The sequence below is a fragment of the Methylobacterium sp. Leaf94 genome (genome assembly GCF_001426045.1).
In the GTDB taxonomy this organism is placed as follows: Bacteria; Pseudomonadota; Alphaproteobacteria; order Rhizobiales; family Beijerinckiaceae; genus Methylobacterium.
Genome location: NZ_LMRM01000012.1, coordinates 71,656 through 89,331, shown reverse-complemented (window position 1 = coordinate 89,331; position 17,676 = coordinate 71,656). Strand labels below are relative to the sequence as shown.

General features: G+C 68.1%; 22 protein-coding genes. 12 read left to right on the top strand and 10 right to left on the bottom strand.

Translation table 11 applies throughout. The features are described from left to right. Positions 1-171: 171 nt before the first annotated feature. Positions 172-1,404, bottom strand: a complete 1,233-nt coding sequence (locus ASG63_RS08845) for a glycosyltransferase family 4 protein (protein ID WP_056214579.1) — start codon at positions 1,402-1,404, stop codon at positions 172-174. Between the two features lie 183 nt (positions 1,405-1,587). Here ASG63_RS08845 and ASG63_RS08840 point away from each other — a divergent pair, with 183 nt between their 5' ends. Next, on the top strand, positions 1,588-2,379 hold the full coding sequence (locus tag ASG63_RS08840) for an alpha/beta hydrolase (protein WP_056214576.1): 792 nt from the start codon (positions 1,588-1,590) through the stop codon (positions 2,377-2,379). On the opposite strand, the gene ASG63_RS08835 is transcribed toward ASG63_RS08840, so the two are convergent. Together ASG63_RS08835 and ASG63_RS08830 are read right to left on the bottom strand one after the other, a co-directional pair. Then, positions 2,366-2,650, bottom strand: a complete 285-nt coding sequence (locus ASG63_RS08835; protein WP_056214573.1) for a DUF1150 family protein — start codon at positions 2,648-2,650, stop codon at positions 2,366-2,368. The two genes, ASG63_RS08840 and ASG63_RS08835, sit on opposite strands and share 14 nt — an antisense overlap. Before the next feature lie 74 nt (positions 2,651-2,724). Continuing rightward, positions 2,725-3,162, bottom strand: a complete 438-nt coding sequence (locus tag ASG63_RS08830; protein WP_056214570.1) for an Hsp20 family protein — start codon at positions 3,160-3,162, stop codon at positions 2,725-2,727. A 582-nt stretch (positions 3,163-3,744) separates the two neighbouring features. On the opposite strand from ASG63_RS08830, the gene ASG63_RS08825 reads away from it, so the two are divergent. The 7 genes from ASG63_RS08825 to ASG63_RS25935 all read left to right on the top strand — a co-directional run bounded on the left by ASG63_RS08825 (position 3,745) and on the right by ASG63_RS25935 (position 7,865). After that, positions 3,745-4,146, top strand: coding sequence for a Tat pathway signal protein (locus ASG63_RS08825; protein ID WP_244472724.1), 402 nt, complete (start codon positions 3,745-3,747; stop codon positions 4,144-4,146). Between the two features lie 60 nt (positions 4,147-4,206). Then, positions 4,207-4,896 (top strand): MotA/TolQ/ExbB proton channel family protein, encoded by a 690-nt coding sequence (locus ASG63_RS08820; protein ID WP_056214567.1) that lies wholly within the window; start codon positions 4,207-4,209, stop codon positions 4,894-4,896. Positions 4,897-5,014: 118 nt separating this feature from the next. Continuing rightward, entirely contained in the window at positions 5,015-5,509 is a 495-nt protein-coding gene (tolR, locus tag ASG63_RS08815) for a protein TolR (protein WP_056214562.1), read from the top strand. A gap of 3 nt (positions 5,510-5,512) precedes the next feature. After that, positions 5,513-6,613: a TonB family protein gene (locus tag ASG63_RS08810; protein WP_056214558.1), complete on the top strand. Its 1,101-nt coding sequence runs from the start codon at positions 5,513-5,515 to the stop codon at positions 6,611-6,613. Between the two features lie 21 nt (positions 6,614-6,634). After that, entirely contained in the window at positions 6,635-7,165 is a 531-nt protein-coding gene (locus ASG63_RS08805; RefSeq protein WP_056214555.1) for a metallophosphoesterase, read from the top strand. 158 nt (positions 7,166-7,323) lie between these two features. Further along, on the top strand, positions 7,324-7,635 hold the full coding sequence (locus ASG63_RS24075) for a hypothetical protein (protein WP_056275209.1): 312 nt from the start codon (positions 7,324-7,326) through the stop codon (positions 7,633-7,635). Positions 7,636-7,724: 89 nt separating this feature from the next. Next, entirely contained in the window at positions 7,725-7,865 is a 141-nt protein-coding gene (locus ASG63_RS25935) for a hypothetical protein (RefSeq protein ID WP_181259622.1), read from the top strand. 18 nt (positions 7,866-7,883) lie between these two features. Here ASG63_RS25935 and ASG63_RS08795 read toward each other — a convergent pair whose 3' ends face one another. Further along, positions 7,884-8,129, bottom strand: a complete 246-nt coding sequence (locus ASG63_RS08795) for a hypothetical protein (RefSeq protein WP_056214547.1) — start codon at positions 8,127-8,129, stop codon at positions 7,884-7,886. A 173-nt stretch (positions 8,130-8,302) separates the two neighbouring features. Between ASG63_RS08795 and flaF the strand changes: the two genes are divergently transcribed. Then, positions 8,303-8,662, top strand: a complete 360-nt coding sequence (gene flaF, locus ASG63_RS08790) for a flagellar biosynthesis regulator FlaF (protein ID WP_056214542.1) — start codon at positions 8,303-8,305, stop codon at positions 8,660-8,662. 82 nt (positions 8,663-8,744) lie between these two features. On the opposite strand, the gene ASG63_RS08785 is transcribed toward flaF, so the two are convergent. Beyond that, positions 8,745-9,152, bottom strand: a complete 408-nt coding sequence (locus ASG63_RS08785; protein ID WP_056214538.1) for a flagellar biosynthesis repressor FlbT — start codon at positions 9,150-9,152, stop codon at positions 8,745-8,747. Between the two features lie 243 nt (positions 9,153-9,395). On the opposite strand from ASG63_RS08785, the gene ASG63_RS08780 reads away from it, so the two are divergent. Continuing rightward, a complete protein-coding gene (locus ASG63_RS08780; protein ID WP_056214534.1) occupies positions 9,396-11,060 on the top strand; it encodes a flagellin N-terminal helical domain-containing protein in 1,665 nt (554 codons plus the stop codon). 115 nt (positions 11,061-11,175) lie between these two features. Here ASG63_RS08780 and ASG63_RS08775 read toward each other — a convergent pair whose 3' ends face one another. The 5 genes from ASG63_RS08775 to ASG63_RS08755 form a co-directional block, all read right to left on the bottom strand. Next, on the bottom strand, positions 11,176-11,571 hold the full coding sequence (locus tag ASG63_RS08775) for a hypothetical protein (protein ID WP_056214531.1): 396 nt from the start codon (positions 11,569-11,571) through the stop codon (positions 11,176-11,178). A gap of 148 nt (positions 11,572-11,719) precedes the next feature. Next, positions 11,720-12,832, bottom strand: a complete 1,113-nt coding sequence (gene modC / locus ASG63_RS08770; RefSeq protein WP_056214526.1) for a molybdenum ABC transporter ATP-binding protein — start codon at positions 12,830-12,832, stop codon at positions 11,720-11,722. Positions 12,833-12,836: 4 nt separating this feature from the next. Further along, positions 12,837-13,550 (bottom strand): molybdate ABC transporter permease subunit, encoded by a 714-nt coding sequence (modB, locus tag ASG63_RS08765; protein ID WP_443189783.1) that lies wholly within the window; start codon positions 13,548-13,550, stop codon positions 12,837-12,839. Between the two features lie 10 nt (positions 13,551-13,560). Continuing rightward, positions 13,561-14,382 (bottom strand): molybdate ABC transporter substrate-binding protein, encoded by an 822-nt coding sequence (gene modA, locus ASG63_RS08760; RefSeq protein WP_056214523.1) that lies wholly within the window; start codon positions 14,380-14,382, stop codon positions 13,561-13,563. An 86-nt stretch (positions 14,383-14,468) separates the two neighbouring features. Continuing rightward, on the bottom strand, positions 14,469-14,672 hold the full coding sequence (locus tag ASG63_RS08755) for a hypothetical protein (RefSeq protein WP_156389705.1): 204 nt from the start codon (positions 14,670-14,672) through the stop codon (positions 14,469-14,471). Between the two features lie 131 nt (positions 14,673-14,803). Here ASG63_RS08755 and ASG63_RS08750 point away from each other — a divergent pair, with 131 nt between their 5' ends. After that, positions 14,804-15,742, top strand: a complete 939-nt coding sequence (locus ASG63_RS08750) for a 50S ribosomal protein L11 methyltransferase (RefSeq protein WP_056214520.1) — start codon at positions 14,804-14,806, stop codon at positions 15,740-15,742. A 22-nt stretch (positions 15,743-15,764) separates the two neighbouring features. Continuing rightward, complete coding sequence (locus ASG63_RS08745; RefSeq protein WP_056214516.1) at positions 15,765-17,591, top strand: aminopeptidase P family protein; 1,827 nt, start codon at positions 15,765-15,767, stop codon at positions 17,589-17,591. Positions 17,592-17,676: the final 85 nt, after the last annotated feature.

Here is a 17,676-nt window from a genome sequence, read left to right as displayed (position 1 = left end):
ACGAATGGCTTTGGTCTCCTAATGAAACGACGAAACGGCAGCCCGCGAACTCAAACCCCGTTTGGGGTCGATCCTGGCCACCCATCGCTCGCGAAATTCGGTGCGACACCTTGGCTAAACTCTCGTGCAAGTCAACACGGTCGTCGCAGTTTGGTTCATTGGACGCAGCGATCACCCGCGTGCGGCCACGGCCCGGCTGACGATGAGGTCGGCATAGACGGCAAGTGTGTCGCCGACCATGCCTTCGAGGGAGAAGTGCGCCTCGACATGCGCTCGGCCGCGCCGGGTCATCGCATCGCGTGCGCTGGCCCCAAGGGACAGCGCGTCCGACAGAGCGTCGGCCAGAGCACCGGCATCACCCGGCGGAACCCGCCATCCCGTCCGCTGGGACGGCGGAACTTCGGGAGGCGCCAACACCGTTTCCGGCACGGCTCCAAGATCCGACACCACCACAGGGGTGCCCAGGGCCTGGGCCTCCACGGCGGAACGGCCGAAAGCTTCGGGCTCCACGGATGGTACCGCCACGACGGAGGCCGCCCGGAAGGCCGCCGGCATATCGGTGCAGTGCCCGACCCGGTGCACGATCGCCTGAAGGCCGCGCGCCGCGACTAACGCGTCGAGTTCGCGCTCGTAGGCGACGCGTCCCTGCGGATCGCCGGCGAGGACAATGGCAACGTCGGTGATGCCGCGATCGCGCATCAGCGCCGCCGCCTCGATCAGGACCCGCTGACCCTTCCAGCCCGTCAGCCGCGCGGCGAGCAGCACCACGCGCTCATGCGGGGCGACGCCCCAGGCACGGCGCAGGGCTTCGACCCGCGTCGGCAAGACCGCCGCGGGCGTGAACTGCGCCAGATCGGTGCCGCGATGGATGACCCGAACCCGGTCGCCCGCCTGTTCCGGGTGCAGGGTGCGGATCAGGTCGGCCGTGTAGTGCGAGTTGGCGATGACCACGTCACCCCGTGCCATCACGGAGTTGTAGAGGACTTTTACCCCCGTACGGCCGGAATAGCTGCCGTGATACGTCGTCACGAAGGGAAGCTTCACGCGGCGCGCGGCACCCAGGGCGACCCAGGCCGGGGCCCGCGAGCGAGCGTGGACGACGTGCACGCCCTCGCGTCGGCACAGGCGGGCGAGGCGCCCCACATTTAAGGCCATGGCAAGCGGATTCTTCGAAGCCGCCGGAAACGGGAGCCAGATGCCGCCCTTGGCCTGCAATTCGCCGATCAAGCGGCCGCCCTCGGTGGCCACCAGCGCCCGGGCGCCGGCCGCAGCCAAGGCGGCGGCGACATCGACGGTGGTGCGTTCGGCGCCGCCGGCATCGAGCTCCGGAATGATCTGCAAGATGGTCGCCCCTGCGAGCGGCGCACGCTCGGACGGAAAGCTGCCGCGCACGTCGCCGTTCATGACGGGCAAGCCGGAATGGCCCACGGCCCGGGATCGAAGCTCGGGTCGCGTACCCAAGGAAAACAGCGTCCGTCTTGCGTGTCGGTCATGGCCGTGAGCTTGAACGCCGCGCTTTACGGCCCGGTAAACGAAATGCAAAGGCGATGCATTCAGTTCGATGCATCCCAGGGTGAGGGTTAACGAATGACGTCTGCGCAGGATGGGGCGCTGGAGTTCCTTGAGGTCGGGACCGGATCGGCGGCACGGCAGATCGCAGTGCGACGGAGAGCCGGCGAAGGCCCTCCACTGGTCTGGCTCGGCGGCTTCCGCTCAGATATGGGCGCCACCAAGGCGATGACGCTCGATGCCTGGGCCAAGCGGCAGGGCCGACCTCTGGTTCGGTTCGACTACACTGGCCATGGCGAATCGACCGGCGTGTTCGCCGAGGCCACGATCTCAACTTGGCTCGCGGATGCACAGGCGGTCGTTGCTGCCTACGCGCCCGAGAACCCGATCCTGGTGGGTTCGTCGATGGGCGGCTGGATCGCATGCCTGGTGGCCTGTGCGCGCGCAGGCAACCGCCGGACGGCGCCGTCAGGCCTTGTCCTCATCGCGCCGGCCCTGGATTTCACCCAAAGCCTCCTCTGGGACCGGTTCACGCCAGAAATCCGGGCGCAGATCGAACGGGACGGCGCCTGGCTTCGGCCAAGCGCCTATGATCCGACGCCGGTCCCGATCACTCACGCGCTCATCCAGGACGGTCAGCGCCATTGTCTGCTCGGAGCGAACTTCGATCCCGGCTGCCCAGTCCATATCCTGCAGGGCATGGACGACCCCGACGTTCCCTATATGCACGCCTTGCGCGTGGTGGAGAGACTTCCGAAGGCCGGCACCCTCCTCACCCTCATCGCGGACGGCGACCATCGTCTGTCCCGGCCGCAGGATCTGCAACGGCTTCTGACGACGGTCACCGAATTCCAGGTCAGTGCAGACTGACCGTGTAGAGGTCGTTGGCGGCCGCATTGGCCACCACGGCATCCCGAGAGTCGGCGAGCAGGATCGGTGCACCGCTGGCCGAGAGAAGCGCGAACAGGTCAAGACCAGGCGTCAGGTCAGGTGCCTGCGGAAAGATGCGCTTTACCTCGTCGGAGCGGATCGCGCGCACATAGGCGATATGTCCTTCGCCGAGCGCAGCGAGATCAGCCACATTGAAGTCGGCCGGGTCGAGATCGGCCTGGGTGAGCGGATTGGTGTTGAACTCGGTCATGGACTGCCCTCCTTCTTGGCAGAGCGGAACACCGGGAACGGGCCCGGCGGTCGATGTGAGCCGAAGCCCTGGCATCAGGCCTCGTCGCGGGACGCGATGGCAATCTTGCGGACGATTCTGTCCGGCTCCGGCCGAGTCAGGTCGATCGACAAGAGACCGTTCGAGAGATCGGCGCCCATCACCTCCATGCCGTCCGCGAGCAGAAATGCGCGCTGGAACTGACGCGCAGCGATACCGCGGTGGAGGAACTGCCGGGTCTTGTCGTCCACCTGCCGGCCACGCACCACCAGTTGGCTCTCCTCGAGCATCACGTCGAGCTGATCGCGGGTGAACCCCGCGACAGCCAGAGTGATGCGAAGGCGCTCCGGCTGATGCTCGGTCCGCGCCAGACGCTCGATATTGTAAGGCGGATACCCATCGTTGGCGGCCTTCGACACCCGGTCGAGAGCCTGTTCGATCTCATCGAATCCGAGGAGAAAGGGATGTCCAAACGGAGAGGGCCGAGTCGTCACGAACGCATATCCTTCCAGCGAAGCCCGAAACAGAGTTTCATGAGGCACTTCGGTGATCGGGGCCCGCCTTCGCAGCACCCCTCCCGGCATTCGATCGCCAGTCATCGCGATATGGAGGCGGGCTCGGAACGCATCAAGGGCGAGGCCGCCCCGACACATTGCCCCATCAGCCTCCGAGCACCCGTTAGCCCCTGAGGGCTCAGGCGCTTTCGGCATCCAAAGGCGGGACGGTTCGGCAGATCGCAAGCTAGACCGCTTCTGTGTCCCGAGTAACAGTTTGGAATTCCTCTGATATTCCGCCCTGCGCTTGATCTGCGGTCGCGTCCTCGGATATGCCCACCCCGCGTAGGGCAGTCCCTGGATCGTGGTTCTCAGACCGCGCGCTGGGGTGCTCACCGAAATCGATGCCGGGCCAAGCAGGGCTGTCGAGACATCCTGTCGAGACACGCGATCGCGCTGGAATCCGGTTGCGTCGCGCTGAGCGACGGTACTTTAGCGGGAGTGCGCGGCGTGAGCGAAGACGGGTCCTTGCGTAGGAATAAGACCATCGTGGCGAAGCATGTCGTTGCCGGCCTCGCGTCCCTGGCGATACTCACGAGCCTTGCCGCACCGGTCACCGCGCAGGACGGCAAGACCGCGCCGATCAAGCTGGAACTCAATCGCCTGGAACCCGCCGGCGACGCCTGCCGCACCTATCTTCTCGTGGACAACAGCCGCGGCCCAGCGTTGAAATCCCTGAAGGTCGACCTGTTCGCCTTTGATACCGAAGGCATCGCCCAGAAGCGCTTGTCCGTGGAGCTGGGACCGGTGCAAGACCGCAAGACGATGGTCCGCCTCTTCGACTTCCCGGGGATCGCCTGCCCAAAGATCGGTCGCCTGCTCCTCAACGACGTCCTGGCCTGCGAGGGCGGCGAGGCCAGCCGTGAGACCTGCCTCGACCGCATTGAGACCGAGAGTAAGACCTCCGCGGCCTTCGTGCGCTGATCAGCGCATTCGAGATCCGATATCGAAGCCCGCACACCGTACGCACTGAGAGAGACCATCATGGACCCGACCGCAGCGCAGGCCGAAGTCACGCACGACTTTTCCTTCATCGGACTGTTCCTGCAGGCGGATCCGATCGTGAAGGGCGTGATGATCCTCCTCGTGATCGCCTCGATCGCGTGCTGGACCGTCGTCTTCGAAAAGATCGTCCGGATTGCCGCCGCCAAGCGTCAAGCCAAGGCGTTCGACGTGCTGGTGCGGTCCGGTGGAGCGCTCGAATCATCCGGCGGCGGCATGGACGCTCAGATCATGGGAGCGGCCGCAGAGGCTTGGCGGGATCAGGATTCCAGCGAGACCCGGGCCGAGCGGCGCGACCGCATCGAGCGCGCGATGCGCGCGGCCCTGACCAGCCGGATCAAGCGTCTGCAAACCGGCCTGCCTCTCCTGGCCACCGCTGGCTCGACGGCGCCCTTCATCGGGCTGTTCGGGACGGTCTGGGGCATCATGAATTCCTTCTCGTCCATCGCCAAGAGCCAGGACACCTCGCTGGCGGTGGTCGCCCCAGGGATCGCCGAAGCCCTGTTCGCCACGGCCATCGGCCTCATCGTCGCGATCCCTGCCGTGATGGCCTACAACAAGCTTATCAACGATGTCAGTCGGATCCAGTCCAGTTTCGTCTCCAGCATCGGCATTCTCGGCAATCGCCTCGCCCGCGACCGAGCCGTGCATGGCCGTGCCGCCGCCGAGTGAACGCTCCTATCTGACCAAGGCACGCTCCGGCGCCGCGCGAGCGCCGATTCCTGACAGCAACCTGTGCGGCGGACCGGCCTGATCGCCCTTCGCCCTGGCCCTGGAGGGCCGCTTCACGATGGCAATGGGTTCGATCCGCGCCGGCGGCGGCGATGACGATGATGGTCTCGACGCAGCGCCGATGTCCGAGATCAACGTCACCCCGATGGTCGACGTTATGCTCGTGCTGCTGATCATCTTCATGGTGGCCGCTCCCCTGATGACCACGGGCGTGCCTGTGCAGTTGCCCAAGACCACCGCCCAGAAAGTCGCCCAGGCCAAGAAGCCGCTCGAGATCTCCATCGACAAGGACGGCAGGCCCTACCTCGCCAAGGAAGAACTCACGCCGGATGCGATCCTGCCCCGCCTGCGCGCATTGGCGGCCCAGGACCCGACCCAGGTGATGCTGGTGCGTGGCGACCGCGACGTGCCCTATGGCAAGATCATGGAGGTGATGGGCCTCGTCGGCCAAGCCGGCTTCACGAAGGTCTCGTTGATCGCCCAATCGCCCGGCGGTGCGCTGCCCGCTTCGCCGGCCGCCGCTCCGGCCCCTGTCAGCGGAACGCCGCAGTAATCCATGAACGCCCTGCATCCCAACAGCGCCTTCGCGACACCGGTCGAACCGGAACAGCGCGGTCCGTCCGGGCTCGCCGCGGCGTTCCTCGTTGCGCTGGCCCTGCACCTCGCAGCGCTGGTCGGCATGGCACTGTTCGGCACGGCGCCAACCGCGCCTCCGGGCGAGAATATCGTGACGATCGATCTCGCCCCGCAGATGACAGAGGCGAACACCCAGGCGCCCGCCGAGCAGGCAGCCCAGGCACCCGCCCCGCCTGAAGCGAATCCGGTGGAAACGCCAGAGGCGGTTCCGGTCACGAAACCTCTTGAGACGACCGAGGTGGCGCCGCCCGAAGCCACCGTCCCGCCGCCGCCGGACGCGGCACCGATCGCCCCCGAAGCCACCACCATGGCCGAGCCGCCTGAGGCACCGGTCACGCCTCCGACCGAAGCGGTCGTCGAACCGCCGCCCGAGGATCAGGTCATCACCTCGACGGGACAGGAAGCGCCCGCCCTGGCGCCGCCCCCGCCCACGATCGCGGAGGCTCCCAAGCCTTTAGAGGTGGAGAAGCCGAAGCCGGATATGGCCAAGATCCTCGAGGCCAAGCGTGAGGCGAAGCGGAAGGCCGATCGCGAGGCCCGCCTGAAGGTCGAACAGGAGGAGCGCCGCGAGGCCATCGCCGAGGCCCGTCGCGAAGCTGCCAAGGAAGCCAAGGCAAAGGCTGCCAAGGAGGCTGCACGCCGCGCGGCGGCCGCGGCGAGCGAAGGGCGTGCCCAGCAGAATTCGGCTTCCGCTTCGCGGCAGAGCAGTGCGGGCTCAGCCGCTGGCGGGAACGATCCGAATGCGCTCAGGGCATGGCAAGGCATGCTGAGCTCGGCGATCCGGGGGCGAATGAACGCGAATGCGGCGGCTGGCACCAGCGGCGGCGTGGCCGTCGTTCGGTTCACGGTGTCCCGCTCCGGTCAGGTGCTGAGTTCGGGGCTGGCGAGCAGCAGCGGCGTCGGCGCCATCGATAGCGCGGCCTTGGCGACCGTTCGTGGCTCACTCCCCGCAGCACCCGCCGGGATTAGTCTGAGCAGCCTCGCCGTTACCGTGCCGCTGCGCTTCAGTCCCGGACGCTGATCGCGGCGCGGGCAGCCAACTGTGGCCGTGTGGTTCACCAGCGACACGCATTTCGGCGATCCGCGCATCCTGCGGATCGACAAGCGGCCCTACGCCGATCTAGCGACACACGACGCCGCACTCATCACCGCCTGGAATGCGGTCGTCGGGCCCGAGGACGACGTCTGGCACCTCGGCGACTTCGCCCTCGGTTCCTCCGACAGCCGCATTGCCGCGATCCTGGGAAGCCTGTCAGGCACCAAGCACCTCATCATCGGAAACAATGACGGGGCCGGGACACTGCATGCGCCCGGATGGGCTACGATCGCCCATTATGCCGAGATTACCGTCGATGCGCGGCGCTTGGTACTCTGTCACTACGCGTTCCGGACTTGGAACGGAATCGGTCGCGGTGCCGTCAACCTGCACGGTCACTCGCACAACAAGTTGAAACCGATTCCCCGGCAGTACGATGTCGGTGTCGATGCGCAGGGCCCCGCCCCGATTTCTCTGGCCGCAATTCTGGTTTCCCGGCGCCGGCGGACGACGCCATGGGCCAGCGTGGAACCTTAACGACAGGTTCGCCGTTTCTGGAACCTGCACGCAATATGAGTGCTGCTCCTCCGATGCATTATCGGAGAGTTCAGTACTGATCTTGCGGACACTTTCGAACGCTCGATGAATTCTGTTCACCGGCGGCACGTCCAAGTGTCCCCATCTCAGGTGTCCCCATGCGTCAACCCCTTCAACTGACTCTTGCCGCCGGCCTCGTGATGGCTCTCGTGACGCCAGCCCTCGCCGCCCCCGCCTGTCTCGACGCGCAACGCAAGATCGATGAGGCCAATGCCCTCCGCTACCAGTTCCGTCAGGAGGCGCGGATCGGCCATCACGACCGTGCCTGTGACACTCTTGACGAGATCGGTGACCGTTATGCCGATGCGCGTGATGCCTTCGAGGATTGCGGCGCTGGCGTCGTCGCCATCGATCTGCGCAGCGAGTCGCGGGCTCTTCGGGCGGCCAAGCGCGCCAATCGTTGCGATTGATGGGGTGTGGGCCCGCACGCCCGCCCGCCAAGCTTCGTTTCACTGTCAACCCGCACGCGACAGATGAGTCGCCGCTAAGGTCAGCCATCATGAACACCACCGCCGCCCTCGACCTGAAGACCACAGATCGCAGCTTCTCCACCGGCCCCTCCTTCGCGGCCGCCCTCTGCGGGTTCGTCAGCACCACCGTGGCGACCACGATGGTGATGTTCCTGATCAGCAGCCTCTGAGTCTTACGGATCGTTCGCTCAGGGAGCGACGAACCAGAACCGTCGCTTTGAGAACAGCATGTCCGGTTGTCCTACCGTCGCGGTCTGACGGCATGGCGGATCTAGGCGAGATGCCTCCGGCGTCTTCGCCGATGGCATCAACAGCGCAGTGGACACGGGAAAAAGGCCCAGCTTGGCCTGCACGACCGGTTGGCGGACGGCGGAAATCGTGACGAGCCCGACCAGCAATCCGCCCGCGACAGTGCCCAGAATGAAATTCATCATGGTGGCGGTAATCCAACACCCTGCGCGTGATCCGCGTGGGCGCGCGCTCTCCGTCGTCGCATATCCGGGCATGATTACGGCACGGCGTGATATTACGGTCCCTTAACAATCGGATGCCTAAGTTCGGCCCGCGCCCCGAATCGGGTCTGCACACCTTGAGGGAGGATCGAGCGATGTCGTACGGGGCCAGCGCCTATGCCCGGGTTGCACAGACTGCACTGTCGCCGCGCGAGGCAGAGGCTGCCGTCTTGATCAAGGCTGCGACACGTCTGCAGGCGATCCAGACCGATTGGACCAATCAGTCCCCTGCCCTGAACGACGCCCTGAACTTCAATCAGAAGGTCTGGACCATCATCGCCGGAGCGGCCACGGCTCCCGAGAGCCCGTTGCCGGTCGAGATCAAGAACAACATCGCGGAACTCTCGACCTTCGTCTTCAAGCGGATGATCGACACGCTGATCGAACCGAGAGCCGAGAAGCTATCCGCCCTCATCAGCATCAATCAGAACATCGCCGCCGGCCTGCGCATGTAGCTTCCGAACCACAAGCCTCCATCGAAAGAGCCCGCCGCTGGGAAGCGGCGGGCTCTTTCGATTCAGCCTCGGTATCCCTGCATCAACCGCGGGACGCCGTGGGCGGTGCCAGCCGCTCGGCCAGCGATTGCTCGTAGTGGATCAACTCCTTGCAGCGCTTCAGAGCACGATAAAGTTCGCGCTCGGCGATGAAATCATGGATGTCGCGCAGGTAGGGCGCCATGCTGGGCGCTGCCGCGATCAGGGCATTGGCCTGCGTGATGAAGAGATCCTCTGTCTCCGAGGTCACCTCGGCGAGGTACATTACCGTGAGGGTGAGATAGAGGCGCTTGCAGGCGGTGTCCGCCTCGCTCTCCAGGATGATGTCGCTCTCGCGCAGAAACTTCGTCACGGTCTCGATGACGAAGCTGGAACGCCGTGAGCCGTTGCGAATCGCGGTGCCCCCGATCAGCAGACGTTCGAACGGCTTCAGTTCGATCTTCAGGGGCATGGCGATCCTCGTTGCTAACCTCACAGGCATATTGGCCGGCCTTGGTTAACAGGATCTCAATAACGATCCCGACCCACACCGTCAACATATTGATAAAAAACATCTTTTTCAAAATCGATGGCAATTGATCTTTCCCGTCAAGCTTTCGTACGACGCGTGTCTTAAGTCGATCGCAACGGATGGGTGCTCATGTGACCTTGCCTCCAAAAACGGAGGCGCACCGATCAGAATGGATCGAACAGCATGTCCTCAGGCATCACCCTTACCGCCGCGACCCGCCAGAACCTGCTCTCGCTGCAGGGCACGGCCGACCTTCTCTCCAGCACCCAGAACCGGCTCTCGACCGGCAAGAAGGTCAACTCGGCCCTCGATGACCCGACGAGCTTCTTCACCTCGCAGTCGCTGTCCGGCCGCTCGGGCGATCTCGGCTCTCTCCTCAACGGCATTTCGAACGGCGTCCAGACCATCCAGGCCGCCAACCAGGGTATCACCTCGATCCAGAAGCTGGTCGACTCCGCAAAGTCCACCGCCAACCAGGCACTGGCCGACAAGAGTGCTGTCTCCAGTGGAACCCCTGCTACTGCCGCAATCCTCACAGCGGTGACTGGCTTTCAGGGCACCACCACGGCTGCCACCGATGGTACGCAAGACTTTTCGGGCACCCGCAACGCCACTTTCACTCTTGGTGACGGGACCAACGCCACCACGATCACGCTTGATGCGACGACTCTGAGCGGTGTTACCAGCAATGTCGCGAAAGCGACTGCCGACGACGTCGTGAAGGCGATCAACAATCAGCTTGCCAACGATACGACCAATCCGGCAGCGGTCTCCGCGTCCAAGACCACCGACGGTCGTATTGTCTTCACCTCGACGGCAACGGGTTCGGCAGCCTCCGCGGTTGTCACCAACACCGCTGGCAACGAAGTGGATATTGGGTTCGGCACGGCGGTCGCTGCGCAGACTGCCACGGGTGCCGCTGCTAAGAGCACGGCAACCGCTGCGATCGCAGTTGCCAATACGGCTGTAGCGACGACCCTTGATCTCTCCGGCGCCAACACGGCTGCGTTCAACATCCAGTTGGGCAGCGGTCCGACCAAGACTATCACGGTGGCGGCAGGTGCGACACCCGCTGCGACGACGAAGACCGAGATCCTTGCCTCGATCAACAGCCAGCTTTCATCTGATACTGGCTTCAAGGGCCAAGTCACTGCAAGCTTCGACACCAACAACAAATTGACCTTCACGTCGACTGCGACCGGCTCATCTCAGAAGATCACCATCGACAACTCCGCCGGCGGCAACACGGACCTCGGCTTCGGCGTTGCCGGTACCACGACCAAGGCTGTCGTCGCCTCGGGCTCTGGTTCGGCCAGTGGTACGAACTCTACCCGGACTGCGCTGGCCAAGCAGTTCAACGACCTGTTGACCCAGATCACGCAGCAGGCCCAGGACTCCAGCTACAACGGTATCAATCTGCTGTCCCGCTCGGGCAGCGATCCAAGTGAGAACTCGCTGAAGGTTACTTTCAATGAGACCGGTTCTTCGAGTATCACGATTGCCGGCGCGAAGCTCGACGCCGATGGTCTAGGTCTCAACTCCATCACCGGCGGCTTCCAGTCGGATGATGAGATCAACTCGGCCCTGACGGCCATCACTGCCGCCACCAGCCAGCTTCGCGCCCAGTCCTCGACCTTCGGCTCGAATCTCACGGTGGTGCAGAACCGTCAGGATTTCTCGAAGAACCTGATCAACATCCTCGACACCGGCTCGGCCAACCTGACGAACGCGGACCTCAACGAGGAAGCCGCCAACTCGCAGGCCCTGTCGACCCGCCAGTCGATCGGCATCTCGGCCCTCTCGCTCGCCAACACCGCGCAGCAGGGCATCCTGCAGCTCCTCCGCTAAGGGGAAGCCGGCCGCCGGCCTTCGGGCCGGCGGCTTTTTTCAGGTTCGAGTGGACGTCAAAAAAGAAGGCCGGGGCGCACCGCCCCGGCCTTCTCTTCGTTTCGCTCGCTGCAGCTTAGGCGGTACGGTCGAAGGGGCGGGCCACGGGCTTGGCGCGGGCCTCGGCGGCCTCCGCATAGGCGCGGGCCTTGAGTACCACCGGGTCGGGCAGCTGCACCACGACGTCGCCCGAATTCGGATCCACCTCCTGGTAGACCACCGCCTTGGTGTCCTGGTCGATCCGGATGCGTGGCTCCATCACGGTCTGGGTCGCCTTCGCGTCCTGCTCGGGCGTGGGTGTCCGGACGGTGCCTGCACGCGGATCGGCTCCCGGGTCCTGGCTGCGAATCTCCACCCGCACGGCCGGTGCGAGGGGCGCCGGGGCCTGAACGGGCTGAACCGGGGGACTGGGAGCCGGCGTGGCGCCGGTGACGCGGGCCGGAAGCACGGCGCCGAGGCTAGTGATCGACATGGCACGCTCCTGTTCGCGGCTTTCGCGGTCTCCAGCCAGACAAGGCTTGCGGCGTGAATGGGATCTTAAGGAATCGGTTCCGCCACCGGCTTCTTGGCCGACAGGCTCAAGGCAATGCCAAGGCGATGCATCGAATCTTAACGATCGGTCAGATCTCGACGGCGCCGGCCGCCCGTCCCATCCCGTGCGGATCGAAGGCGACGCTCTTGACGATGGCGAAGACCGGCCGTCCGGGGACGAGGCCGAGTTCGTGCACGGAGGCGCGGGTCAGGCGTGCGGAGAGCACGGCGCCGCCGCAATCCACCTCCACCAGCACCGTGCCGTCCGCCTGAGGATGCAGGGCAAGGACTTGCCCGCTCAGGCGATTTCGGGCGCTCAAGCCGATGGGCTCGTCGAGGGAGAGCAGGACGTCGCGGGCGGGAACGTGGACGCGGATGCCGGTGCCGACCGCCCGATTGAGGCGCGGCACGAGGAGGCGCCCGGCCCGCCCGGAGAGGAGCGTCAGGCCGGAATTCGGGGCGTCGGCCTCCACCACCATGTCGAGGAGGGCGCCGGCTTCGGCCGCGTGGAAGGCCCCGAGATCGCCCCGGCGCAGGATGCCCTCGGCGGGTCCGGCGGCAGCGACGCGGCCCCCTTCGAGCACCACGATGGTGTCGGCGAGGCGCGCCACCTCGGGCACCGCATGGCTGACGTATACCAAGGGGATCGCGGCCACGTCACGCAGGCGCTCGATCAGCGGCAGGATCTCGGCCTTGCGCTCGGCATCGAGGGCGGCGAGCGGCTCGTCCAGGAGCAGGAGGCGGGGCCGCGACAGCAGCGCCCGGCCGATCGCCACGCGCTGGCCCTCGCCGCCGGAGAGTCCGGCCGGCCGCCGGTCGAGGAGGTGGCCGATGCCCAGGAGCGCGATGACCGCCTCCGGTTCCAGGCCGGCTCTGTCCCGGCGGCCGCGGGCGAACCAGCGCCCGTAGGCGAGGTTCTGCCGGACCGAGAGGTGGGGCATCAGCCGCGCCTCCTGGAAGACGGTGCCGATGCGGCGGCGATGGGCGGGTACCGCGCGGCCGCGCTCGGTGTCGAGCAGGGTCTCGCCGTCGAGGGCGATCCGGCCCCGGTCGGGCCGGGCCAGACCGGCGAGGCAGGCGATCACCGTGCTCTTGCCCGAGCCCGAGCGGCCGAACAGGGCGGTGAGGCCCGGCGGAGCGGTGAAGGCCACGTCGAGGCGGAAGGCGCCGCGCGCCAGGGCGAGATCGACCGCGAGCGTCATCGGCTCACCCCGCCCCGATCCGGCGCCCGACCCGGCGGGCCAGGAGTTCGGAGACCAGCAGCGCCGCCATCGAGATCGCCACGGAGACCAGGGTGAGGCGCAGGGCCCCCGCCTCCCCGCCGGGCACCTGGGTCAGGGTGTAGATCGCCGAAGGCAGGGTCTGGGTCTCCCCGGGAATGTTCGACACGAACGTGATGGTGGCGCCGAATTCGCCCATCGCCTTCGCGAAGGCCAGCACCGCGCCGGCCAGGACCCCCGGCAGGGCGAGGGGCAGCGTCACGGTGAGGAAGACCGCGCAGGGTCCGGCGCCGAGGGTCGCGGCGGCCTGCTCGACGCGGGCATCGACGGCCTCCAGGGAGAGGCGCATCGCCCGCACCATCAGGGGAAAGCCCATCACCGCGCAGGCGAGCGCCGCCCCGGTCCAGCGGAACGAGAGGACGATGCCGAGATCGGCCAGGACGGCCCCGAAGGTCCCGCGCCGGCCGAAGGCCAGGAGCAGGAGGTAGCCCGTCACCACCGGGGGCAGGATGAGGGGGAGATGGACCAGCCCGTCGAGGAGCGCCCGGCCGGGGAAGCGCCGACGCGCCAGCACCCAGGCGACGGCCAGCCCCGGGCCGAGGCTCGCCAGGGTGGCGACCCCGGCCACGCGCAGGCTGAGGGCGATGGCGGACCATTCCTCCGGCGAGAGGCCGAGCCGGTCCAGGATCGCGGGACTCAAGGCCGGACGATCAGGTCCGGTCCTCGGCGCCGATCACCGAGAAGCCCTGGCGCTCGAAGAACACCCGGGCGGCGGGGCTGCGCAGGTAGGCGAGAAGCGCGGCCGCATCCGGGTTGGTCGACTCCTTCGTGAGCGCCACCGGATAGATCACCGGCGGGTGGCTCGCGGCCGGGAAGGTGGCGACCACCCGGACGCTGGGGTCGGAGACCGCGTCGGTGGCGTAGACGATGCCGAGCGGCGCCTCGCCGCGGGCCACGAGCAGGAGGGCCGCCCGCACGTTCTCGGCCTGGGCGAGGCGGTCCTTCACGCCCTCCCAGGCGCCGAGGCTCTCCAGCGCCGCCTTGCCGTACTTGCCGGCCGGGACCGCCGCGACGTTGCCCATGGCGATGCGACCGTCGCCCAGCGCCTTGGCGAAGGTCGCGGCGAGGTCGGGGCCGGGCTTGAGCGCCAGGGCAACGGCCGAATCCTTGGGGGCGATCAGCACGAGGGCGTTGCGCAGGAGGTTCGAGCGGGTGCCCGGCTTGAGGCCGTCCTTGCCCGCCACGTCGTCCATCCAGGCGAGATCGGCCGAGAGGAACAGGTCGGCCGGCGCCCCGGCCTCGATCTGTTTGGCCAGCGCGCTGGAGGCCGCGTAGGAGATCCGGGCGGTCTTGCCCGTCTCCGTCGTCCAGGCGGCGGTGGCCGCGTCGAGGGCGTTCTTCAGGCTGGCAGCGGCGAAGACCACCACGGGCGTCTCGGCCCGCACGGGCGTCTCGGCCCGCGCCGGCGTCACGCCGGCCCAGATCGCCAATCCCAGCACCGCCCCGAGCCACGTCCGCCGCGTCGGAATCATCGATCAGCCCTTCGTCTGCGGCCGGCACGACCCGGGAGAGGCCGCCGGCGCCGGAGCCGCCATAGCACGGATCGGGGCGGGGCTCGTCAGGCGCCCCGCTCCTCATCCTCGACGGGCGGACGCTCCGAGCGGTGCAGACGGCTCAGGAGCACCAGCATCGGTCCGGGCAAGGGTCCCGTCAGCGTCTCGGCATCGGTGAAGCCCCCGCGATCGCGCACGAGGCGACGGCGGGCCTTGGACTTTTCCGCGAGAACGACCGGCGTTCGTCCGCCGGCTCTTCTGATTTTCATACGCACAACGCACGCTCCGACATCGACGCGAGCCTGGAGAAGCCACAGCAAACGCGGATCCGGCGGTTCCGTTCCGGCCAAGCTTGCGCGCGAGGTGGCGGCGGGACGTCGCGGGTGATAGAGCCCCGATCATGCTCGAAGGCCTGCCTCCCCACCGTCCGACCCATGTGCTGCGCCTCCTCACCGACGAGGGGTCGGCGCGCGCGATGACCGACCTCCTCGGCGAGATGTTCGACCCGACCCAGACGGCCGTGGCCGCCTTCGAGGCCGAGGACGGCCGGACCTGGCGGCTCGAGGCCTACTTCGCGGATGCGCCCGACGAGGCGATGATCCGCGACCTGATCCGCCCCGTGGTCGGCGCGCAGGCGGACGTTGCCACCTTCGAGACCATCGACCAGCAGGATTGGGTGCGCGCCTCCCTGGAGGGCCTGAAGCCCGTGCGGGCCGGCCGCTTCCTCGTCCACGGCAGCCACGACCGCGACACGGTCCGGGCCAACGACCTCGCCATCGAGATCGAGGCGGCGCTGGCCTTCGGCACCGGCCATCACGGCACGACGCTGGGCTGCCTCCGGGCCTTCGCGGGGATCCTCAAGCGCGGGCGCCCGGCCCACGTGCTCGACGTCGGCACCGGCACCGGCATCCTCGCCTTCGCGGCGGCGAAATACCTGCACACGCCCGTCATCGCCGGCGACCTCGACCCGGAGGCGGTGACCACCGCCATCGGCAATGCCCGTCTCAACGGCCTCGGGCCGGTCCTGCGGCTCTACCAGGGGCCGGGGGTGCGCCACGCCCTTGCCGACCGGCCGCGCCGCTTCGACGTGGTCTTCGCCAACATCCTGGCGCGGCCCCTGAAGGGGCTGGCGCCCTCGCTGACGGCGGTCGTCGCCGACCGCGGGGTGCTGATCCTCTCCGGCCTCATCGAGCGCGACGTGCCGGGCGTCCTCTCCACCTATCGGCACCGGGGCTTCCACCTCGCCCGGCACGGGCTGATCGAGGGCTGGGCGACGCTGGTGCTCACGCGCGGCGGCGCGGCGGCGCGCCCGCGCCGGACGCGGTTGCGGCCCCTCTGAGCCCGGCGTAACCCTGGGCGCCATGACCCGCGCCCGCTTCCAGACCTTCGACGATCCGAGCCACCGCCACGGGGCCGACCGCATCCGGGCCCTGCGCGCGGCCCTGCGCGACGCCGGCCTCGACGGCTTCGTGGTGCCCCGCGCCGACGAGCACCAGTCCGAATACGTGCCGCCCCAGGCCGAGCGCCTGGCCTGGCTCACGGGCTTCACCGGCTCGGCCGGCACCGCCGTGATCCTGTCCGAAGAAGCCGCCCTCGTCGTCGACGGGCGCTACACCCTGCAGGCGCCGGCCCAGGTCGACACCGCCCTCATCACCCCGGTGCCCCTGGCCGAGACCAGCGTCGCGGCCTGGATCGGCGCCCACATCAAGGCCGGCCAGGTGCTGGCCTACGATCCCTGGCTGCACACCCCCGACAGCGTGGCACGCCTGGAGCGCGCGGTGGCCAGGGCCGGCGCGCGCCTGCAGGCGGTGGACCGGAACCCCGTCGACGCGGTCTGGACCGACCGGCCGGGGCCGCCGGCGGGGCCCGTCGTCGCCCATCCGCCGGAGCTCGCCGGCGCGTCCGCCGCGGACAAGCTCGCCCGCATCCGCACGGCCCTGGCCGAGGCGGACGACGCCGCCCTGGTGATCTCCGATCCGCACAACCTCGCCTGGGCGTTCAACCTGCGCGGCAGCGACGTGGCCCACACCCCCCTGGCGCTGGGCTACGCCCTGGTGCCGCGGGACGGCCGCGCGGCCCTCTACCTGACCTCGCCCGCCGTGAGCCCGGAGCTGCGCGCCGCCCTCGCGCCGCTCGCCGACCTCCACCCGCGCGCGGCCTTCGCGGACGGCCTCGCGGCGCAGGCGGCGAACGCCGCGCGCCTGCGCCTCGACGCCGCCACCGCCGCATACGCCCTCAAGCAGCGGGTCGAGGCGGCCGGAGGCGTCGCCGATCTCGGCCCCGACCCGATCACGGCCATGAAGGCGGTGAAGAACGCAGCGGAGATCGTCGGCACCCGGGCGGCGCATCTGCGCGACGGCGTCGCCGTGACCCGCTTCCTCGCCTGGCTCGCGGACCAGGGCGAGACGCTGACCGAGATCGCCGCCGTGGAGGCCCTGGAGGATTTCCGCGCCGCGGGCGGCCTGCTGCGCGACGTCTCGTTCCCGACGATCTCCGGCAGCGGCCCCAACGGCGCCATCGTCCATTACCGGGTCAGCCGCGAGACCGACCGGCGCATCCGGCCCGGGGAGCTGTTCCTGGTGGATTCCGGGGCGCAATACCGCGACGGCACCACCGACATCACCCGGACGGTGGCGATCGGCACGCCCTCCGAGGCGATGCGCGACCACTTCACCCGCGTGCTCCGGGGGCATATCGGCATCGCCCGGGCGGTGTTTCCGAAGGGCACGACGGGCGCGCAGATCGATGCCTTCGCCCGCCTGCCCCTCTGGGAGGCCGGCCTCGACTTCGACCACGGCACCGGCCACGGCGTGGGGTCCTTCCTGTCGGTGCACGAGGGGCCGCAGCGCATCGCCAAGACCGGAACGGTCGCCCTCGAGCCCGGCATGATCCTCTCCAACGAACCGGGCTACTACCGGCCCGGCGCCTACGGCATCCGCCTGGAGAACCTCGTCCTGGTCGAGGCCCGCGACGTGCCCGGCGGCGAGCGCCCGATGCTCGGCTTCGAGACCCTGACGCTGGCGCCCTTCGACCGTCGCCTGATCCGCCCCGAGCTCCTGAGCCCGGAGGAGACGGCCTGGATCGACGCCTATCACGCCCGCGTGCGGGAGGCGCTGGAACCGGACCTCGACGGGGCGACGCGGGCCTGGCTGGCGGCGGCGACCCGGCCGATGGCGGCGTCGGTCTGACCCCGGCCCGGCCGGAGCGCCGGACGGCCCTTGCGACCATCCTGCGCCTTTCGGCGGCGCGGAAAGGCGGGGACAAGGGATCTCG

Bases quoted from the DNA above. Each gene is read 5' to 3' on its own strand.
- ASG63_RS08845 (WP_056214579.1), bottom strand. From the start codon at position 1,404: ATGAACGGCGACGTGCGCGGCAGCTTTCCGTCCGAGCGTGCGCCGCTC.
- ASG63_RS08840 (WP_056214576.1), top strand. From the start codon at position 1,588: ATGACGTCTGCGCAGGATGGGGCGCTGGAGTTCCTTGAGGTCGGGACC.
- ASG63_RS08835 (WP_056214573.1), bottom strand. From the start codon at position 2,650: ATGACCGAGTTCAACACCAATCCGCTCACCCAGGCCGATCTCGACCCG.
- ASG63_RS08820 (WP_056214567.1), top strand. From the start codon at position 4,207: ATGGACCCGACCGCAGCGCAGGCCGAAGTCACGCACGACTTTTCCTTC.
- tolR (WP_056214562.1), top strand. From the start codon at position 5,015: ATGGCAATGGGTTCGATCCGCGCCGGCGGCGGCGATGACGATGATGGT.
- ASG63_RS08810 (WP_056214558.1), top strand. From the start codon at position 5,513: ATGAACGCCCTGCATCCCAACAGCGCCTTCGCGACACCGGTCGAACCG.
- ASG63_RS24075 (WP_056275209.1), top strand. From the start codon at position 7,324: ATGCGTCAACCCCTTCAACTGACTCTTGCCGCCGGCCTCGTGATGGCT.
- ASG63_RS25935 (WP_181259622.1), top strand. From the start codon at position 7,725: ATGAACACCACCGCCGCCCTCGACCTGAAGACCACAGATCGCAGCTTC.
- ASG63_RS08795 (WP_056214547.1), bottom strand. From the start codon at position 8,129: ATGATGAATTTCATTCTGGGCACTGTCGCGGGCGGATTGCTGGTCGGG.
- flaF (WP_056214542.1), top strand. From the start codon at position 8,303: ATGTCGTACGGGGCCAGCGCCTATGCCCGGGTTGCACAGACTGCACTG.
- ASG63_RS08785 (WP_056214538.1), bottom strand. From the start codon at position 9,152: ATGCCCCTGAAGATCGAACTGAAGCCGTTCGAACGTCTGCTGATCGGG.
- ASG63_RS08780 (WP_056214534.1), top strand. From the start codon at position 9,396: ATGTCCTCAGGCATCACCCTTACCGCCGCGACCCGCCAGAACCTGCTC.
- ASG63_RS08775 (WP_056214531.1), bottom strand. From the start codon at position 11,571: ATGTCGATCACTAGCCTCGGCGCCGTGCTTCCGGCCCGCGTCACCGGC.
- modC (WP_056214526.1), bottom strand. From the start codon at position 12,832: ATGACGCTCGCGGTCGATCTCGCCCTGGCGCGCGGCGCCTTCCGCCTC.
- modA (WP_056214523.1), bottom strand. From the start codon at position 14,382: ATGATTCCGACGCGGCGGACGTGGCTCGGGGCGGTGCTGGGATTGGCG.
- ASG63_RS08755 (WP_156389705.1), bottom strand. From the start codon at position 14,672: ATGAAAATCAGAAGAGCCGGCGGACGAACGCCGGTCGTTCTCGCGGAA.
- ASG63_RS08750 (WP_056214520.1), top strand. From the start codon at position 14,804: ATGCTCGAAGGCCTGCCTCCCCACCGTCCGACCCATGTGCTGCGCCTC.
- ASG63_RS08745 (WP_056214516.1), top strand. From the start codon at position 15,765: ATGACCCGCGCCCGCTTCCAGACCTTCGACGATCCGAGCCACCGCCAC.